The sequence below is a fragment of the Lactobacillus equicursoris DSM 19284 = JCM 14600 = CIP 110162 genome, assembly GCF_001434815.1.
Lineage (GTDB): Bacteria > Bacillota > Bacilli > Lactobacillales > Lactobacillaceae > Lactobacillus > Lactobacillus equicursoris.
Genome location: NZ_AZDU01000001.1, coordinates 63,344 through 80,737 on the forward strand (window position 1 = coordinate 63,344; position 17,394 = coordinate 80,737).

Genomic DNA, 17,394 nt, shown 5'->3' on the forward strand with positions numbered 1-17,394 from the left:
TTCCCATTTTTCTATTAAAAAAATTACTTATTCTTCGCCAATAATGCGGACCTCAGTTTCTAGACTAATGCCATCTTTCTCTTTAATCGTCTTTTGAATGTAGTGGATCAAGTTGAGGTAGTCAGTTGCCGTTGCGCCGCCCTTGTTCACGATAAAGCCCGCGTGCTTCATCGAGACTTGCGCCCCGCCAATCTGCTTGCCCTGCAGACCCGCTTCAATGATCATTGGGCCTACAAAGTGGCCGGTTGGCCGCTTAAAGACGCTGCCGCAGGATGGATATTCTAGAGGCTGCTTGTATTTTCTGAGCGCATTCAGGTAATTCATCTGGTCCAGGATTTCGGACTTGTCGCCCTTTTTCAAGGCAAAAGTAGCTTTGATCACGATATCGCCAGTTTCTTGTACCAAAGAATGGCGGTAGCTGAACTTCAAGTCAGCATTATTATAGGTCTTGATTTCGCCATTTCTGGTTAATACCGTGGCGCTTTCCAGGCAGTCCTTGGTTTCCCCGCCATAAGCGCCGGCATTCATAAAGACGGCCCCGCCGACAGAGCCGGGGATGCCCGCCGCAAATTCAAGGCCAGACAAGCCGCTATTGCCGGCCGCAAAAGAGGTATCAATGATCTTGGCGCCGGCTTGGGCTACAACCTTGTCGCCGTCGACCGTGATCTCGTTCATTTCCGTTAAGATCACGACCAGACCCTTGATCCCCTTGTCGCGGATGATCAGATTTGAGGCATTGCCAATCACCGTCAAGGGCAGCTGCTCTTCTTTAGCTGCCTTTACCACTTCCTCAAGCTCGAGCACATTCTTAGGAAAGGCGAGGTACTGGGCCTTGCCACCGGTTTTGGTAAAAGTATACCGGCTCAAAGGAATATGTTCTTGAATATCAACGCCTTGAGCCTTTAATTCTTCTAACTTCAAAATAAATTTGCCTCCTCGTAATTCTTCCTTTGTTATTTTACCGCATTCAAGCTGTGTTATACTACCAATAACGCGTAAAATTGCTTCAGAGGGATGAAAGGGTAAAAAAAGCATGATGAATTTTGTCGCAATGGATTTTGAAACGGCCAACCAGCACCCGGCCAGTGCCTGCTCGCTGGCCCTGGTCTTGGTCAGAAACAGCAAGATTATTGATCGCTTTTATACGGTTATCAATCCGCAAATGGCCTTTGACGCCCGGCAAGTAAAGGTTCATGACATTACGGCAGAAGACGTGGCGGCTGCCCCCACCATGGCCGAAGTCTGGCCTAAGATCAAGGGACTTTTTCAGCCAGGGATGCTGGTCACCGCTCACAATGCCCGCTTTGACGTCAACGTCATGAAGCAGTCCCTAGCCCGCTACGGCATCCCTGAGCCCCACTACCTGGCCATCGACACCCTAGCCGTCTCCAAAAAGCTGGAACCAGGCTTAACCAATTACCAGCTAGACACCGTGTCAGACCTCTTGGATGTCCAGCTCTGGCACCACCACAATGCCTTAAGCGACAGCGAAGCCTGCGCCGGTATCTTGCTCAAGGAAGAAGAAAGACATGGCGATGACCTTCTGAAAAAGTTTGTCTACCATGTCTAAAAAAAGATCCTCTAGAAAAACACTAGAGGATCTTTTATATTTTATTCGCTTTCTTGGTAAATTTTTAGAGCATCTTCGGCCCATTGACTAGCCCGGCTTCCGTGCGGATCCAGGGTGACGACCCGCTTGGTAGAATCCCAGGAATCGTCAACCCGCTTTAAGATCAAAGACAGGTATTCATCCGGCAGGTTGCTGCTAATCACTTGCGGCCATTCGATGATCACAACGCCGTCTTCAGCCAGGTAATCGTTTAAGTCGATTGAGGCCAGGTCATCGCCTTCCAGCCGGTAAAAATCCATATGGAACAGGGGCATCTTCCCCTCCCGGTATTCTCTAACCAGGGTAAAAGTCGGGCTCTTGACGGGCCGCCTAATGCCTAGTTCTCGCCCAAAGCCCTGGGTCATGGTCGTCTTGCCAGCGCCCAGGTCCCCTTTTAGCAGCAGGAGGTCATGAGGCTTAGCGCTTTTGGCTAGAGCTTGGCCGAGCTTTTGCATTTGCTCAGCTGAGTTGATTGCGATTTCTGTCATACTTTTTCCCATCTATAACTTATCAAATTCTGCTAATCAGCACTTACAGCTTGTGCTGCAGTCAAAATGCTGATCTTGTAGACATCGTCAGCGCTGCAGCCCCGTGAAAGGTCGTTAACTGGCTTAGCCACGCCTTGCAAAACTGGACCAATGGCGGTAAAGCCGCCAAGGCGCTGGGTAATCTTGTAGGCAATGTTCCCAGATTGCAGTTCTGGAAAAACAAAGACATTGGCGTGACCGGCAACTTCTGAGCCAGGTGCCTTGAGCTTGGCGACAGCTGGCACAAAAGCGGCGTCAAATTGCAATTCACCGTCAGCGGGAATTTCTGGATGCTGATCTTTAAAGATTTTAGCAGCTTCGCTGACCTTGTCAACTTGCGGCCCCTTGGCTGAGCCCTTGGTAGAAAAGCTTAAGAAGGCAACCTTGGGATCGATCCCAATCATCTTGGCCGTAGCTGCGGATTGAGCAGCGAATTCCGCCAATTGGTCAGCGGTTGGGTCAATGGAGATCGCACAGTCAGCGAAGACGTACTTTTCTTCGCCTCTTTCCATGATGAAGGAACCAGAAATCCGGTGCATGCCCGGCTTGGTCTTCAGGATAAAGAGGGCTGGGCGCACCGTGTCGGCAGTTGAGTGGGCCGCCCCAGACACCATCCCGTCTGCCTTACCGGTATAAACCAGCATGGTGCCGTAGAAGTTGGCATCGTGCATGGCCTTTTCGGCTTCTTCCATGGTCTGGAAGTGCTTGCCACCCTGCATGCGTTCATGGAACTTTTGGCACATGTCTTCAAAGTCAGGGCTGGTCACCGGGTCAATGATCATTACGCCGCTTAGGTCAAGGTCATTTTCCTTGGCCAGAGCCAAAACCTGGTCTTTCTTGCCGAGCACAATTGGCTCCAGCAAGTCATCTTTTTTCAGCTGGCTAACGGCGGTCAAAATCCGCACGTCGTCTCCTTCAGGAAAAACGATTCTTTGCTTATCCTTAGACTTGATTAACTGCTTCAACTGTTCAAATACTTCCATCAAAATTCTCCTCGATAAATTTTACTATCTATTTTACTTTTTGGCTATTCAGCTTCTGGATCAGCTGGCAATTGCCAGTCGATCGGTCTTTTGCCAAAATTGATCAAAGCTTGATTGCATCTAGAAAATGGCCGGGACCCGAAAAAACCGCGGTTAGCTGAAAAAGGACTCGGGTGGGCGGACTTGATGATGACGTTCTTAGACTCATCAATTAAGGGGATCTTGTTTTGGGCAAAGCGCCCCCACAAGATAAAGACCACTTGGCCGCGCTCGCTCAAGGCCTTGATGGCGGCATCCGTTACCTGTTCCCAGCCCTTGCCTTGGTGGCCATTAGCTTGGCCATAAGGGACGGTCAAAACAGCATTTAGTAAAAGCACGCCTTGGTCAGCCCACCTCTTCAAGTAACCATGGTTAACCGGCTGAGCGCCCACGTCGTTATAGAGCTCCTGGTAAATATTCCGCAATGACGGCGGCAAGGGCGTCCCCGGCATTACAGAAAAGCTCATGCCGTTGGCTTGCCCGGGATTGTGGTAGGGATCTTGACCCAAAATAACCACCTTGGTCTCTTTAAAGGAGGTCAATTTAAAAGCCGTAAAAATGTGGTACATGTCAGGATAAATCTGCTTGCTTTGGTACTCAGTCTTCAAAAAGTCATGCAATCTGTGATATTCCTCACTTGCAAAAACTGGCGCCAAAACCTGGTCCCAATCATTTCCGATAAAATGTTTCATCTGTTTCTCACCTTTATTTATCTTACCATTCTTACCTGAGCAATTAAAGAACTTAGTGAAAAAAATCACACGTATTTTTTTCTTAAATTTTGCGTCTTTTTCGCAACCATTTTCCCGCTTTATGTTATGATGAAATCGATAACATATAAGGAGGAAAAAACCTGATGATTAAACTTATTGCTTGCGATTTGGATGGGACGCTTTTGAACTCCTCGATGGAGGTCTCTTCAGCTAATGTTCAAGCAATCAAACGCGCACAAGAAAATGGCATTGAATTCATGGTAGCCAGTGGCCGCGCTCCCCATGAATCTCAGCCAATGATTCAAGAATATGGCATTCAATGCGGCTACATCAACTTAAACGGGGGCCTAGTTTTTGATACCGAAGGCAACTTGATCGTGAAAAATCCGATTGACTTAGACGTTGCTAAGAAAATCTGTCGCTTGCTCAAAAAAGAAAACTTCTACTTTGAAGTGGTCACCGGCGACCATGTCTACTCCGACGACCTCAGCAAGCGGATTACCAACGTTGCCCACCTGATGGTGGAATTGAACCCGCAGCTGACCTTTAAAGAAGCCGTTTTGGTTTCTGCCAGCAAGCCAGCCATCGTTTCTATCCAGCAGGTTCCAAGCTATGAAGACTTGTTGGCCGAACCAGGCGTGGAAGTGATGAAGATCTTGGTCTTTGACTCACGCGGTCAATGGGCCTTCACCGATGTCATCAAGGAAATCAACGCTCTCGCCGACTTGTCCATTACCTCGAGCGCTGCCGACAACATCGAAATCAATGCCAAGAGCGCCCAAAAGGGGCAGTCCTTGATGGACTACGCGGCTGCCAAGGGCTTAAAGTCAGAAGAAGTCGCTGCTATTGGCGACAACTTGAACGATGAGAGCATGATTGTTGCTGCCGGCACTGGCGTGGCCATGGGCAACGGCGTACCGCAAATCAAGAAGGTGGCCAGCTTTGTCACCAAGACCAACAATGAAGATGGGGTTGCTTGGGCGATCGACAAGATTATCGCCGATAATGCCAAAGAGCAAGCGGGAGCATAATGCTTTTTACCCTCTACCTCAGTCAAGAGCAACAAAGCGGCCAAATTCCCATCACCGATGAACAGGGACAGCCTTTTGGCGCCATTCGCGGCAATCTTGACAACCCCAACCACACCCTCTATCTCATTGATACGACGGGTGCGGAAATTGGCCGCTTGTTCAGTGATGGAACGGGCCTAATCAACTCTTATACCATCGACGTGATCCACCACTCCTTGGTTCATGTTGAAAAGGTCAACAGCCACCAAGTCAACCTCTTGTACATTACCCGCCTAAACTACTGGGTCAACGGCTCCATCAAGCAAGGCAGCTATGCTTTTCGCAGCGGCGTGAAAAAGGTGGCCAGCGTCAAAACCACGGTTGCTGACAAAGGCGTCACCTTGACTTGCCAGATTGACCGGGAAGAAGATATCCCTTTTATTCTCTTAATTGCGGTCCTCTTCACCCAGTGGCACGTAACGCCCTTAAAGCTGCCGGACTTTCCGCCCCTGATGAACCGAAGACGGACCGCCGGCAATACCAGCTTTTTTAAACTGCTTTTACCATGTGGTCGTAAACGCGGTCGCCGATAGTCATGGAATTAGTGGTAAGAAAACCCTTGTGCACATACAATCTTTGTGCGCGAGGGTTTTCTTTGTCTACATTCAAGCTGACCTTCTTGTAGCCATGCTTTTTGGCAAGCTTAGGCGCAATTTCCATCAAGCGGCTGGCAATTCCCTTGCCCCAGTCACGCGGCGCCACGGCCAAGGCATCGATGTACCATTCGCCCTTTTTAGCTTCTTTATCGGTAAAAATATCAGTGGTCAAGGGCAGGCCGACTCTGGCCATGTACTTTTTCAAAACGACGTCGATAATGCCTTGGGCCTTGTCGGGGTACATGCAGATCATGCCCCTAACCCGGTCATTTTGGTCGACGTCCACCCAGATCCGGTTGTAGGAATAGCGGTAGTTTTCGGAAATAAAACCCAGTCGCATTAAATCGTAAAATTGGCTTTCTGGCAGGCGGTTGATGGTGTCCATGTCCATTTCGTCAAAAATCTGGTTTAAGATTGGATAAATTGCTTCATAGTCGCTCTTTTGTGCTTTGCGAATCATTTTTGCTTCCTTTCTGAAAATTCTAATAACTCCATCTTACCGTAAATGACCAGAAAGCCCAACTTTTAGCAACTGCTAAAACTATCAGGACAAACCAAAAGTTCCTAAAGGCTAATCCGCATCTCGCGCTTATCCTTCAGGAACTTCTTCGATCTTCAATTGTCTCTTGCATTTTATGGTGGTCTCATTCCTTTCCCGAGCCTAATCTAGTCATGCTCTGCGAAATTAAACTTATCCTTCTGGTGGAGTGTCCTCCTAAAATACTCGATTACTTGAATCTTTTAACACTTTTTCTTTACACCTTAATCATACCACTATTGTAAGCGGTGTCAACTATTTTTGACAAACTTTTTTAGTTTTTTCTCACCAATTTTTTAGGCAACAGAAAAAGGCCTCCCATTGAGGGAGAGCCTTTTTGATATGACAGTTAAAAATTAGTCTTGGTAGTTAACCAATGCCAAGTATGAGTCTGGCTTAAGTGAAGCACCACCAACCAAGCCACCGTCGATGTCTGGCTTAGCCATCAGTTCCTTAACGTTGGCTGGCTTTACTGAGCCACCGTATTGGATACGTACGTTTTCAGCAGTTTCTTCGTTGTACAAGTCCTTAACAGTTTCACGGATAGTCTTGCACATTTCTTCAGCTTGGTCACTTGAAGCAGTCTTGCCAGTGCCGATTGCCCAGATTGGTTCGTAGGCAATAACCAGCTTGGAAACTTGTTCACTAGTCAAGCCTTCAAGACCAGCCTTGATTTGGCTGACAACCCATTCATTTTCCTTGCCGGCTTCACGGGTTTCCAGTGATTCACCGCAGCAAAGAATTGGAGTCATGCCGTTAGCAAAGATTGCCTTTGCCTTCTTGTTGATGTCTTCATCAGTTTCGTGGAAGTAGCCACGACGTTCTGAGTGACCGATGATTACGTATTGAACGCCCATTTCCTTCAAAACTGCTGGAGAGTTTTCACCAGTGAAGGCACCGGAGTTTTCCCAGTAGCAGTTTTCTGCACCAACGTGCAGGTTTGAGCCTTCAGCAGCCTTGAGCAAGGCGTCAAGGTCAACAGCTGGGGCACAAATAAGTGATTCAACCTTTGATGAGTCTGGCAATTGGTCCTTAACAGCGTTTACGAACTCAACAGTTTCCTTTGGGTTCATGTTCAACTTCCAGTTACCAGCAATAATTGGGGTACGTGACATTTAACTAATTCCTCCTAATTACTTGTCTGAAACGCAGGCGATACCTGGCAATTCCTTACCTTCAAGGTATTCAAGAGAAGCGCCACCACCAGTTGAGATGTGAGTCAACTTAGGAGCGATGCCCAATTGCTTAGCAGCGGCAGTTGAGTCACCACCACCAACGATCGTAGTTGCGTCCTTAAGGTCTGCTAAAGCACGACCAACTTCCAAGGTACCCTTGGCGAAGTTTGGCATTTCGAACACGCCCATTGGCCCGTTCCAAACAACAGTCTTAGCACCTTCAAGAGTCTTCTTGAAGAGTTTTACTGACTTAGGACCGATGTCCAAGCCCATTTCGTTGTCAGGAATGTCTTGGCCAACAACTTCTGAAGGAGCGTCGTTCTTGAATTCAGTTGCAGCAACAGTGTCAACTGGCAATACCAGCTTGTCGCCAGCCTTTTCAAGAAGTTCCTTGGCAAATTCAACCTTGTCTTCTTCAACAAGGGACTTACCGATCTTGTGGCCTTGAGCCTTGAGGAAGGTGTAAGCCATACCACCACCGATGATGATGTGGTCAGCCTTTGGAATCAAGTTGGTGATAACGCCGATCTTGTCAGAAACCTTAGCACCGCCCAAGATAGTTACGAATGGGTGAACTGGGTTGGCAACAGCTTCGCCCAAGAACTTGATTTCCTTTTCAAGCAAGAAACCAGCAGCTGCAGGCTTGCCAGCAGCCTTCATGGCCGTAGCAATACCAACGTTTGAAGCGTGGCTTCTGTGAGCAGTACCGAAGGCGTCGTTTACAAAGACATCGCCAAGTGAAGCCCAGTATTCGCCCAAAGTTGGGTCGTTCTTGGATTCACGCTTGCCGAAGTCGTTGCCAACGTCTTGGAAACGAGTGTTTTCAAGGACAACAACGTCGCCGTCCTTCATGTTGTTGATCGCATCTTCAACTTCCTTGCCTTCGTTTGAAGGTACGAAAGTTACAGGCTTTTCCAACAATTCGCCAAGGCGCTTAGCAACTGGTGCCAAGCTCAAGCTCTTCTTGTCTTCTTCAGACTTGATCCGGCCAAGGTGGGAAAGCAAGATAGCCTTGCCGCCGTGTTCGATGATGTACTTGATGGTTGGCAAAGCAGCAACGATACGGTTGTCGTCGCCGATCACGCCATCCTTGATTGGCACGTTGAAGTCAACGCGAACCAAAACCTTCTTGTCCTTAACGTCTACGTCAGAAACAATCAATTTAGCCATTGAAATAATCTCCTCGATTCTTCATCGAAAAAAGGCGGAAGGAAGAATTTTCCCTCCGCCTTCTTTCATACTACTAATTAAATTTAGAGAACTTTAAATTAAAGAGTAGCAAAGTGCAACAAAGTACGTACCATTTGGCAAGTGAATGAGTATTCGTTGTCGTACCAAGCAACAGTCTTAACAAGTTGCTTGTCACCTGCAGTGATAACTTGGGTTTGAGTTGGGTCAAAGATTGAACCAGCAGTCATGCCCAATACGTCAGTAGAAACGATTTGGTCTGCGTTGTAAGCAAATGATGGGCTTTCGTACTTCTTCATAGCTGCGTTAACTTCTTCAGCAGTTACCTTCTTGTCCAAGATAGTTACAAGTTCAGTTTCTGAACCGTCCTTAACTGGAACACGTTGTGCGTGGCCGTCAAGCTTACCGTTCAATTCTGGCAATACAAGGCCGATAGCCTTAGCAGCACCAGTTGAGTGAGGAATGATGTTTTCAGCAGCGGCACGAGCGTTGCGGAAGTTGTTACCTCTGTCAGGACCATCCAATACCTTTTGAGTAGCAGTGTAAGCGTGGATAGTAGTCATAGTACCAACTTCGATACCAAATTCCTTGTTCAAAGCGTTAGCCATTGGAGCAAGTGAGTTGGTAGTGCATGAACCAGCTGAAACGATCTTGTCGTCAGCAGTCAAAGTGTCTTGGTTTACTGAGTAAACGATAGTCTTCAAGTCGTTGCCGGCTGGAGCTGAGATCAAGACACGCTTTGCACCAGCGTCAAGGTGGGCTTGTGACTTAGCCTTGCTAGTGTAGAAACCAGTACATTCAAGAACGAAGTCAACGCCGTCGTTCTTAACCCAAGGAATGTTTTGAGCTTGTGGTTCAGCGTATACGCGGTACTTCTTGCCGTCTACAACCAGTGAGTCTTCAGTAGCTGAAACTTCGTGGTCGAAAGTGCCGTGAGTTGAGTCATACTTCAACAGGTGAGCCAACATAGCTGGAGTAGTCAAGTCGTTGATAGCAACAACTTCGATGTCCTTGGTTTCTTCACCCAAGTCCATGATACGACGGAATGCCAAACGACCAATACGGCCAAAACCGTTAATACCAATCTTAACTGTCATATTCGAAAAGTCCTCCTTAAGAACTATAAACAACATTTTATTTTAAGCGGGAATTCCCGTTTAAAATCTGATTTGCGGCAGCCTCATCCGTAATTAACCAGGTCTGATGAGGTGCGTTGCGCATATATGCCTTGATGGCCTTGGCCTTTCTCAGGCCCAGTGCGATGGCGATAATATGCGGGACGTTCGTTAAATTCTCGAACTGCAATCCAACCTGTCTGATGCGTTCGACAACATTGCCTTCTTCATCGAAGAAACATCCAAAACATTCGGTGACGGCTTTGTTCTCTCTCAGTCTTGCTAGGTCAACGGCGTCATAGCCCCTGCGCCTAGCCATCTCACCGGCTAAGCCGATGCCGTGGATCACCACGTCGCTTTGAGAGATATCTTGCAGAACCCCGCTGATTTCCGGATCACGGATCAAGGAGCGATAAGCTTCTTTAGAAACGTGCTCTGGTAAAAAGAGCGATTCGTAGCTGCCCCTGGTTGCCCGGGCCATTTCCTGGACAACCGCGTTGCTTTCCGTGTTAACCCGGCCGCCCAAGGCCCCTCTGCCGGGGACAAAGCGCAAGGTCCGGTTTTCACTCAAGCTTGGACTAAGCTTCTTTGCTAGTCTAGCAATCGTCTTGCCACCCATCACGGTGACAATGCAATCAGCTAGCGGCAAGAGCAGGTTCAAGGCTGAATTCAGCTCTTCACCGGCCAGGTCATAAACCCGGCTTTGCAGATCAGCATCCCCAGCTACGATAATCGTTCGATCGATTCCTAAGACCTGAGCCAGCTTAACTTCTGCCTGGCTCGCATTAAAAAGTCGATCAACAATTGGTGCTGCGTCTTTTACAACACTCTCACCCTTTTCGGTTAAGAACATGCCGAAATTCTTGATTTCGATCAAGCCATGGTCGCGCAAGTAGTCGGTTTCCGTGCGCGTCGTCCGCTCACTTAGGCCAAGCTGCTTAGCCACCATCCGCCGGCCGACCGGACCGTGCAGGCCGATCTGCTCTAGGATGAGATATCTTTGCCGAAAGATCTTTAAAGCATCAGGAACAAGCAGCTCGAGCAGGGAAAAGTCCGTGTTCAAAGTAACCATCCTTCTAGTGGGACATCTTCCGACCATGCTATTGTCGTTTACTGTCCCACGTTGCTTAAAAATATAAGAGAAACAAGACTTCGCTTAATCTCCATTTCTCTCTCGACACTTTTAGTATAGCAGAATTGACCAAGTATGCAAGTTTTTTATTCGAGATTGGGAAGGATTTAACTAACCTTTGCATTTTTTTGACTTTTTTAAAACATTTCGACTCTTTTTTGCACTTTTTTCCCTTTTTACTCTTCCCATTTTGCTGAACTCTGCTATAATTAATAACTGTGATTGGGACCCTTAGTGTAATGGATCGCACGCGAGATTCCGGTTCTTGAAATCTGGGTTCGACTCCCAGGGGGTCCATCATGAGAAAAGCTACTGCAAATGCAGTAGCTTTTTTGTTTCTCTATTTACTATTTTCTAAAAGCTCTTAATCAAAGAAGGCCGCTAGATCCTGCAGGGTTAAGGCGTCTTTGGCCTTGCCTTGGTAGTCCTTGACTACTTGGCCATGGTCTAACACGATCAGCCGGTTGCCATATTTTAAGGCATCTTCCATCCGGTGAGTAATCATCACCGCCGTCAAGTGCTGATTTTGAATGCGGTCATTGGTTGCTTCCATGAGTTTCTTGCTCGACTTCGGGTCAAGGGCTGCCGTATGTTCATCTAAGAGCAAGAGTTTCGGCTTTTTATAAGTAGCCATTAAGAAACTGAGGGCCTGTCTTTGTCCACCAGACAGCTGGTCGACCGCCACATTCATTTTTTCTGGCAGGTCCGGATTAACCTTGGCGAGTTCCTTTTTGAATTCTGCTTCATGGTCTTTTAGTCGGCGGAGGCGGAAGGATCTTCTCTCCCCTCTTTTAGCGGCTAAGAGCAGGTTTTCGGCCACAGTCATCCGGGGCGCCGTTCCCAGCTTGGGATCCTGAAAGACCCGAGCGATATAGCTGCTCCTCTTCACTTCACTTTCCTGGACGATATTTTTCCCTTGGTAAAAAATCTCCCCTTGACTGGGCTTAATTTGGCCAGCTAGGACATTGAGCAGGGTACTTTTCCCAGCACCATTGCCGCCAAGCAGGCAGATGAAGTCGCCCTCTTTAATTTCCAAGTTGATCTGCCGCAAGATCTTTCGCTCATCGGCAGTACCCTGGTTAACCACCATCTCTACGTTTTTTAACTCTAAAAGACTTTCCTTATTGGTCATTCTTCTCACCCTACGCTTCCTTTAAGCTTCTCACAACGGTTTTCTTTAAGTGCAGCTTGCCTTCCACCTGTGGCAGCATCATGCAGATAGCCAAAACAATCGCTGAAATCAGGTTCAGGTTGTCTGAAGACAGGCCAATTTGCAAAACTGCTAAAAGGAGCAGACGGTAAATGATAGAACCTAGGGTAACCGCAAATAGCCGGCTAGCCAAATCCAGGCTTCTAAAGAGGACTTCACTGATAATAATGGAAGCCAGGGCAATGACAATAGTCCCCGTCCCCATGCTGATGTCGGCATAGCCATTGTTTTGGGCAACAACCGCCCCGCACAGGGCGACTAAGCCGTTTGACAGCATGAGCCCGGTTGCCGTCATGACGCCCGGCTTGATCCCCATGGCCTTGGCCATTTGGGGGTTGTCGCCATTGGCGATAAAGGCCTGGCCAAAGTCGGTCATCAAGATGTAGATCACGATCGCCGTCACGACCACCATGATGATGGTGCCTAAAAAGACGCTGTCGAAGTACTGGGGCAAGGAGCGGAAGATTTTTGCTGAAAAAATCGTCTTCTGTCCCAGCAGGGAAACGTTGGACTTGCCCAGGATCCTCAAGTTGACCGAGTAAAGGCCGGTCATGGTCAAAATCCCGGCTAAGAGGCTCGGAATCTTGCCCTTGGTGATTAAAAATGACGTAACTAGTCCGGCTAATGCACCCCCAAAGAAGGCTGCGAGGCTGGCCAGCAAGGGGTTGACCCCCTTGACGATCAGGCTGACGGCGATGGCGGCGCCTAAAGGAAAGGTCCCTTCCACCGTCATGTCGGTCGTGTTCATGATCCGGAAGCTGATATAAAGAGCTAGCCCCAAGACGCCCCATAAAAAGCCCTGACCAATTGCTGAGACGATTAAGTTCATTTGTAAATTTCTCCCTTCTTCTTTGCTTCAGCTAAAAAGCTAGCTGGAACCTTTAAGCCTAGTTTCTTGACTTCTTTCAAGTTCAAGTATGGTGTGCCGTGGGTCACGTAGCGAATGGCCATGTTGCCCGGCTTTTTCCCTTTTAAGATCTGGATGGTCATCTTGGCCCCGATTTGGCCCAGTTCATACTGGTCAACCCCGTAAGTGGCGACGCCGCCATCCTTAACCATGCTGCCGGCTGCCGGAAAGACCGGCTTTTGGGCAGCATTGGCATTTTTGACCAGGGTCCGCATGGCGCCGGCGATGGTGTTGTCGGTTGGGACGATCACAGCATCGACCTTAGTCAGCATCTGCTGGGAGACCTGGTTTAAGTCGTTGCTGTTAGAAATGGAATATGCCTGGTAGCTGATCCCCATTTGCTGACAGTCTTTAACAATCTGCTTGTAGCCGGCTACTGCCGAGCTGTCACTTGACGTGTAAATGATGCCCAATTTTTTCAATTTTGGCACAAAGCGCTTGACCAATTTTAATTGCTGCTTGATCGGCGCTTGGTCAGAAACCCCGGTGATATTTTTGCCAGGATGAGTGGCGCTTTTGACCAGACCTGCCCCCTGTGGGTCGGTAACGGCCCCTAAAACGATCGGTTTGGTCTTGGTGGCGTTAGCCAGCGCCTGACTAGACGGGGTGGTGATGCCAAACAGGACCTGGTCTGAGCTGTTGACCAATTTTTCACTCATGGTCTTTAAATTGCTTTGGTCATTGTTAGCGTTTAAAAAGGCGATCTTGATTTTCATCCCTGACTTTTTTAATTCGTCTGTATAACCCCGGTAGATTTGGTCTAGGGCCGGGTGCCGCATCAAGGTTAAGACCCCCACACGGTAGGTCTTAGCTTCAGTCTTCGCAGGCTTAACTTCTATAAAGAAGGCTGCCGCTAAAAATAAGTAAATTGCCAAAAAGGCTAATCCCACTTTTTTCATCTGTTACCTCTTTTACCTCATTCAATCTGGTTCAAATAATGTTTCTTCATGATCAAAAATTGCGCAATCAAGATCAAAAACAAAAAGAAAATAAAAATAAAAACTATAAATAGCAAAAAGAAAAAGGGCCCTGGCGGACCCTTTGTGAAAAATAAAAAGTCCGGATAGTTTATGTACTATCCGGACTTACGATAACTTTCAGCAAATTCAGATAGCAACTCAAGCCAAACTGGATTGAATCGCTACTTGCGATCAATCCTACTTGAATTGCCACCATTCCTTTACATTTGCTACAAAAGTCATCGTTTTTACCTCGTCATTATTTATAATTTTTCTTTAAGGATACTGGTAAATCTCTCCTTTGTCAAGAGTCTTTTACCATTTGCCTGACAAAATTTCGCCCCGCTGTGCCAGTTGGACGTAGAGCTTGCTGCCAGAAACGGACAAGCCTTCGATTTCCCGGTTGGTAGTATGTTTCCAGGTCTTTTCGTACTTGCCGTTTTCTTGAACCTTGAAGAGCAGGTTGTTGAAGGCTACGTAGAAGTGGCCATTGCCGTAGGCCAGCCCTTGAACTGGAGAAGCACCAGAATTTTGCTTAACAAAGTTGCCAGAGGTCCCAGTTACCTTGGTTACCTTCCAGGTATTGCCAACCAGGTTCAGCTTCCAGTATTCGTAGCTGTGAGATCCGCCATTATGGAAGAGGCCATACATGGTACCATCGCCGGCAAAGGCCGCATTGTGGAAATAGCGTGCAGAGGTCCCAACGTCCACCTTGATAGACCAGATCTTGTTCAGTTGCAGGTTGCTCTTGTTTAATTGCAGAATTTCTTCTGAGTAAAAGCCATTGCTTTGCCCACCTGGCAGCTTGTTGCGGTTAGCCAAGACGTAGATGTACTTGCCGCTGGCACCCAGAGATTGGCCGTGCCCTAGCTTGATGTATGGGCTGACCTTCAGGTTTTGGGAGTATTTTTCAAAGGTCTTAAAGCTAAGGTGATTATACAAGTAGTTTCTTGGTGACAGGTATTGGGCCTTGTACTTGTTGATCTTGGACAGGTTGAAGGCGACAATGTTGCCCTTGGGGTTGGCAACATCGGTCGCACCGGCACTGGCATACCAGGAACTGTAAGCCCAGCCGCCGTTAACGGCCAAGCCTTCCATGACTGGCCCCACTTGCTGGAAGCCATTGCCTTCTAGACTCAGGTTTCTTGGTTCCCACAAGTTGGTTCTCAAGGTCAAGCCGCCGCTAGTCCAGGAGTTAGAGCTGGTTTCTACACCGTAGTGGTTTCTAGTGTTCCACTTGGCAGAAGAACCTGAGTGTGACCGGGTACTTGCAACTTCCTTTGGCCCCTTTTGCGTGGACACTCCTGGGTGGATGCCAGAGTTAGGGTTGCTGACATGGTGGAGCTTAACCGTCTTCTTGATCTTACCGTAGGAATAAGTCAGCTTATCGCCGCTAACTCTAGCTTGAACGCTATTAGGGTTAATCACATTACCGCGGCTGTCTACCGCATAGTTTAAAGCATCCCGCTTGTCAAAACTGTTGTCGCCCTTAACCAGGTAGACGTTGCCAGCAGCTGAGATCTTGTTCTTGAGAAACCAGCTTTCTTTAACCCAGCCGACTGGCCGGCCGTTAGCGTACATGTAGTCATAGTAGCCCTTCTTGGTCTTTTTGCTAGCAGACACTTGGATCTTGCTGGTCTTGAAGTACTTGGTTGAGCTGACCTTCTTGGATGGGCCCTTGGCTGACACCTTACTATAGATATTCATGGTCTTGCCATTAGGCATTTTGGTCGTGACGGCTGCTTGGGCTTGGGCTGGTTGGCTGACTGCTAAAGCAGCACCAGCTGCAGCTAAAAGCAACAGGCTTTTCTTCCCTTTTTCCATTGAGCTTTTCTCCTTCTTCCTTTTGCAATCAAAACAAAAGGCTAAATAAACAATCGATTTACACATAGCAACAAGAATTCCTTGCCGTATCAATTTAATTATAGCACCAAAAAGAAATTCAAAAATAAATCCTAAAAATAAGACTCCAAGTTTGACAGACGCGCCTAGGAGTGTTTTAATTAGCACTGTATTCAAATGAGTGCTAATTAAATTCATTAGGAGGATCTTATGTTAGTACCTACTGTTATTGAACAAACCGCTCGCGGTGAACGCGCATACGACATTTACTCAAGATTATTAAAGGACCGCATCATCATGCTCAGCGGTGAAGTTAACGACCAAATGGCCAACTCCATCATCGCTCAATTGCTTTTCCTTGATGCGCAAGACAACACTAAAGACATTTACATGTACATCAACTCCCCAGGTGGCGTGATCACTTCCGGGATGGCAATCGTGGACACCATGAACTTCATCAAGTCCCCAGTTTCCACCATTGCTACTGGGATGGCCGCTTCTATGGCCTCCATCATCTTGGCTGAAGGCGAAAAGGGCAAACGTTTTGCCTTGCCACACGCTACGGTCTTGATTCACCAACCTTTGGGCGGGGCTCAAGGGCAAGCAACCGAAATCCAAATTGCGGCTGAAGAAATCTTGAAGACCAGAAAGATGATCAACGAACTCTTGGCTAAGGACTCTGGCCAAGACATCGAAACCATCAAGCGCGACACTGAACGCGACCACTACATGACTGCTCAAGAAGCCAAGGACTACGGCTTGATCGACGACATCATGGTTAACCAAAACAAGTAATTTGATAGTTACAAACAAAAGACCAGATACAAAGTATCTGGTCTTTTTGTATACAATTGTTATTTACCGCAAGTTGTCCGCAATCTCGTGCAATTTCTTCAAGCGGTGGTTGACCCCGGACTTGGAAATGGGCCCATCTGGCACTTGCTGGGCCAGTTCCTTCAGGGACAATTCCGGGTGCTGAAGACGGAAACGGGCCAGACTAGCCAATTTTTCTGGCAAGGAATCCAGTCCTTGCTTTTCATCGATCAATTCGATGTCTTCGACCTGCTTGGCGGCAGCGCTAGCAGTCTTGCGCAGGTTAGCCGTATCGCAATTAACCAAGCGATTGACGGAATTCCGCATGTCCCGCATGATCCGCAGGTCTTCAAAGGCCAGCATGGCGTTGACCGCGCCCACCACGTGCAAAAAGTCGCCGATCTTTTCGGCTTCTTTCAAGTAGACGATGCTGCCGCTTCTTCTGGCCGTTACCTTGGCGTTTAGGTCAAAGTACTTGTTCATGATCTCCTGCAGATCCTCGCAGTGGTTGGAGTAGGTGCAGTAGATTTCCAGGTGGTAGCGGCTGGTTTCGGGGTTATTGACGGAGCCGCTGGCCAAAAAGGCCCCGCGCAGGTATGACATGGATCGCTGCTCAGAGTGCTTGATCTTGTCTGGGATCCCGGTAATAAAGCCTTTTTCCGGTGAATAAATCTGCAAGTCTTCCATGATTTCTGGCACCTGCTGGGCGACCCGAACCAGGTATTGGTGGTTCTTTTTCAGCTTCATCTTCCGGGTCACGATCAGCTGGGGCTCAAAGCCGTAAGCCGTCTTAATCAGGGAAAAAATCCGCCGGGCGATTGCCGGATTTTCCGTCACGATGTCCAGACTCATCTGGCCAGCATGCCGGCTCAAAACCGCGTTCATTCGCAAAAAAGCGGCTAGTTCTGCCTTGGCATGTTCAGGGTGAACCTCAATTGAAGTTAGTTCTTTTTTTACGTCACTGGCATAACTAGCCAT

18 protein-coding genes and 1 tRNA gene are annotated in these 17,394 nt (G+C 47.9%); 5 read left to right on the top strand and 14 right to left on the bottom strand.

Annotated elements, in window-relative coordinates:
• Positions 1 to 27 precede the first annotated feature (27 nt).
• Positions 28 to 921 carry a UDP-N-acetylmuramate dehydrogenase gene (gene murB / locus FC20_RS00350; RefSeq protein ID WP_008461739.1) on the bottom strand — a complete coding sequence of 298 codons (894 nt, stop codon included), beginning with the start codon at positions 919 to 921 and terminating at the stop codon, positions 28 to 30.
• Between the two features lie 115 nt (positions 922 to 1,036).
• Here murB and FC20_RS00355 point away from each other — a divergent pair, with 115 nt between their 5' ends.
• On the top strand, positions 1,037 to 1,570 hold the full coding sequence (locus FC20_RS00355; RefSeq protein WP_039943857.1) for a 3'-5' exonuclease: 534 nt from the start codon (positions 1,037 to 1,039) through the stop codon (positions 1,568 to 1,570).
• Between the two features lie 41 nt (positions 1,571 to 1,611).
• On the opposite strand, the gene tsaE is transcribed toward FC20_RS00355, so the two are convergent.
• The 3 genes from tsaE to FC20_RS00370 are packed head-to-tail and all read right to left on the bottom strand — an operon-like array spanning position 1,612 to position 3,850.
• Complete coding sequence (gene tsaE / locus FC20_RS00360) at positions 1,612 to 2,097, bottom strand: tRNA (adenosine(37)-N6)-threonylcarbamoyltransferase complex ATPase subunit type 1 TsaE (RefSeq protein ID WP_008461736.1); 486 nt, start codon at positions 2,095 to 2,097, stop codon at positions 1,612 to 1,614.
• A 32-nt stretch (positions 2,098 to 2,129) separates the two neighbouring features.
• Positions 2,130 to 3,119: a phosphate acetyltransferase gene (gene pta, locus FC20_RS00365; protein ID WP_008461735.1), complete on the bottom strand. Its 990-nt coding sequence runs from the start codon at positions 3,117 to 3,119 to the stop codon at positions 2,130 to 2,132.
• 44 nt (positions 3,120 to 3,163) lie between these two features.
• Complete coding sequence (locus FC20_RS00370) at positions 3,164 to 3,850, bottom strand: uracil-DNA glycosylase (RefSeq protein WP_008461733.1); 687 nt, start codon at positions 3,848 to 3,850, stop codon at positions 3,164 to 3,166.
• A 164-nt stretch (positions 3,851 to 4,014) separates the two neighbouring features.
• Between FC20_RS00370 and FC20_RS00375 the strand changes: the two genes are divergently transcribed.
• The gene (locus FC20_RS00375) at positions 4,015 to 4,902 is read left to right on the top strand and encodes a Cof-type HAD-IIB family hydrolase (protein ID WP_008461731.1); all 888 of its coding nucleotides are present in this window, start codon (positions 4,015 to 4,017) and stop codon (positions 4,900 to 4,902) included.
• Complete coding sequence (locus FC20_RS00380; RefSeq protein WP_008461727.1) at positions 4,902 to 5,474, top strand: LURP-one-related family protein; 573 nt, start codon at positions 4,902 to 4,904, stop codon at positions 5,472 to 5,474. Before FC20_RS00375 ends, FC20_RS00380 begins: the two co-directional genes overlap by 1 nt.
• Here FC20_RS00380 and FC20_RS00385 read toward each other — a convergent pair.
• The 5 genes from FC20_RS00385 to FC20_RS00405 form a co-directional block, all read right to left on the bottom strand.
• A complete protein-coding gene (locus FC20_RS00385) occupies positions 5,431 to 5,997 on the bottom strand; it encodes a GNAT family N-acetyltransferase (protein WP_008461726.1) in 567 nt (188 codons plus the stop codon). The two genes, FC20_RS00380 and FC20_RS00385, sit on opposite strands and share 44 nt — an antisense overlap.
• 434 nt (positions 5,998 to 6,431) lie before the next feature.
• Entirely contained in the window at positions 6,432 to 7,190 is a 759-nt protein-coding gene (gene tpiA / locus FC20_RS00390) for a triose-phosphate isomerase (RefSeq protein ID WP_008461724.1), read from the bottom strand.
• A gap of 18 nt (positions 7,191 to 7,208) precedes the next feature.
• Positions 7,209 to 8,420, bottom strand: coding sequence for a phosphoglycerate kinase (locus tag FC20_RS00395; RefSeq protein WP_008461722.1), 1,212 nt, complete (start codon positions 8,418 to 8,420; stop codon positions 7,209 to 7,211).
• Positions 8,421 to 8,518: 98 nt separating this feature from the next.
• Positions 8,519 to 9,535 carry a type I glyceraldehyde-3-phosphate dehydrogenase gene (gene gap, locus FC20_RS00400; protein WP_008461720.1) on the bottom strand — a complete coding sequence of 339 codons (1,017 nt, stop codon included), beginning with the start codon at positions 9,533 to 9,535 and terminating at the stop codon, positions 8,519 to 8,521.
• A gap of 37 nt (positions 9,536 to 9,572) precedes the next feature.
• On the bottom strand, positions 9,573 to 10,616 hold the full coding sequence (locus FC20_RS00405) for a sugar-binding domain-containing protein (RefSeq protein WP_009557344.1): 1,044 nt from the start codon (positions 10,614 to 10,616) through the stop codon (positions 9,573 to 9,575).
• A gap of 294 nt (positions 10,617 to 10,910) precedes the next feature.
• Between FC20_RS00405 and FC20_RS00410 the strand changes: the two genes are divergently transcribed.
• Positions 10,911 to 10,982: transfer RNA gene (locus FC20_RS00410), tRNA-Arg, on the top strand.
• A gap of 67 nt (positions 10,983 to 11,049) precedes the next feature.
• On the opposite strand, the gene FC20_RS00415 is transcribed toward FC20_RS00410, so the two are convergent.
• The 4 genes from FC20_RS00415 to FC20_RS00430 all read right to left on the bottom strand — a co-directional run bounded on the left by FC20_RS00415 (position 11,050) and on the right by FC20_RS00430 (position 15,585).
• The gene (locus FC20_RS00415; RefSeq protein ID WP_008461717.1) at positions 11,050 to 11,817 is read right to left on the bottom strand and encodes an ABC transporter ATP-binding protein; all 768 of its coding nucleotides are present in this window, start codon (positions 11,815 to 11,817) and stop codon (positions 11,050 to 11,052) included.
• Positions 11,818 to 11,827: 10 nt separating this feature from the next.
• Positions 11,828 to 12,724 (bottom strand): ABC transporter permease, encoded by an 897-nt coding sequence (locus FC20_RS00420; RefSeq protein ID WP_008461715.1) that lies wholly within the window; start codon positions 12,722 to 12,724, stop codon positions 11,828 to 11,830.
• Positions 12,721 to 13,701 (bottom strand): tryptophan ABC transporter substrate-binding protein, encoded by a 981-nt coding sequence (trpX, locus tag FC20_RS00425; RefSeq protein ID WP_008461714.1) that lies wholly within the window; start codon positions 13,699 to 13,701, stop codon positions 12,721 to 12,723. The genes FC20_RS00420 and trpX overlap by 4 nt, the downstream gene beginning before the upstream one ends.
• A gap of 375 nt (positions 13,702 to 14,076) precedes the next feature.
• Positions 14,077 to 15,585: an SH3-like domain-containing protein gene (locus FC20_RS00430; RefSeq protein ID WP_008461712.1), complete on the bottom strand. Its 1,509-nt coding sequence runs from the start codon at positions 15,583 to 15,585 to the stop codon at positions 14,077 to 14,079.
• Between the two features lie 228 nt (positions 15,586 to 15,813).
• Between FC20_RS00430 and FC20_RS00435 the strand changes: the two genes are divergently transcribed.
• A complete protein-coding gene (locus FC20_RS00435) occupies positions 15,814 to 16,398 on the top strand; it encodes an ATP-dependent Clp protease proteolytic subunit (protein WP_008461710.1) in 585 nt (194 codons plus the stop codon).
• Between the two features lie 63 nt (positions 16,399 to 16,461).
• Here the strand turns inward: FC20_RS00435 and whiA are convergent, their stop codons facing one another.
• Positions 16,462 to 17,394 (bottom strand): DNA-binding protein WhiA, encoded by a 933-nt coding sequence (gene whiA / locus FC20_RS00440; protein ID WP_008461709.1) that lies wholly within the window; start codon positions 17,392 to 17,394, stop codon positions 16,462 to 16,464.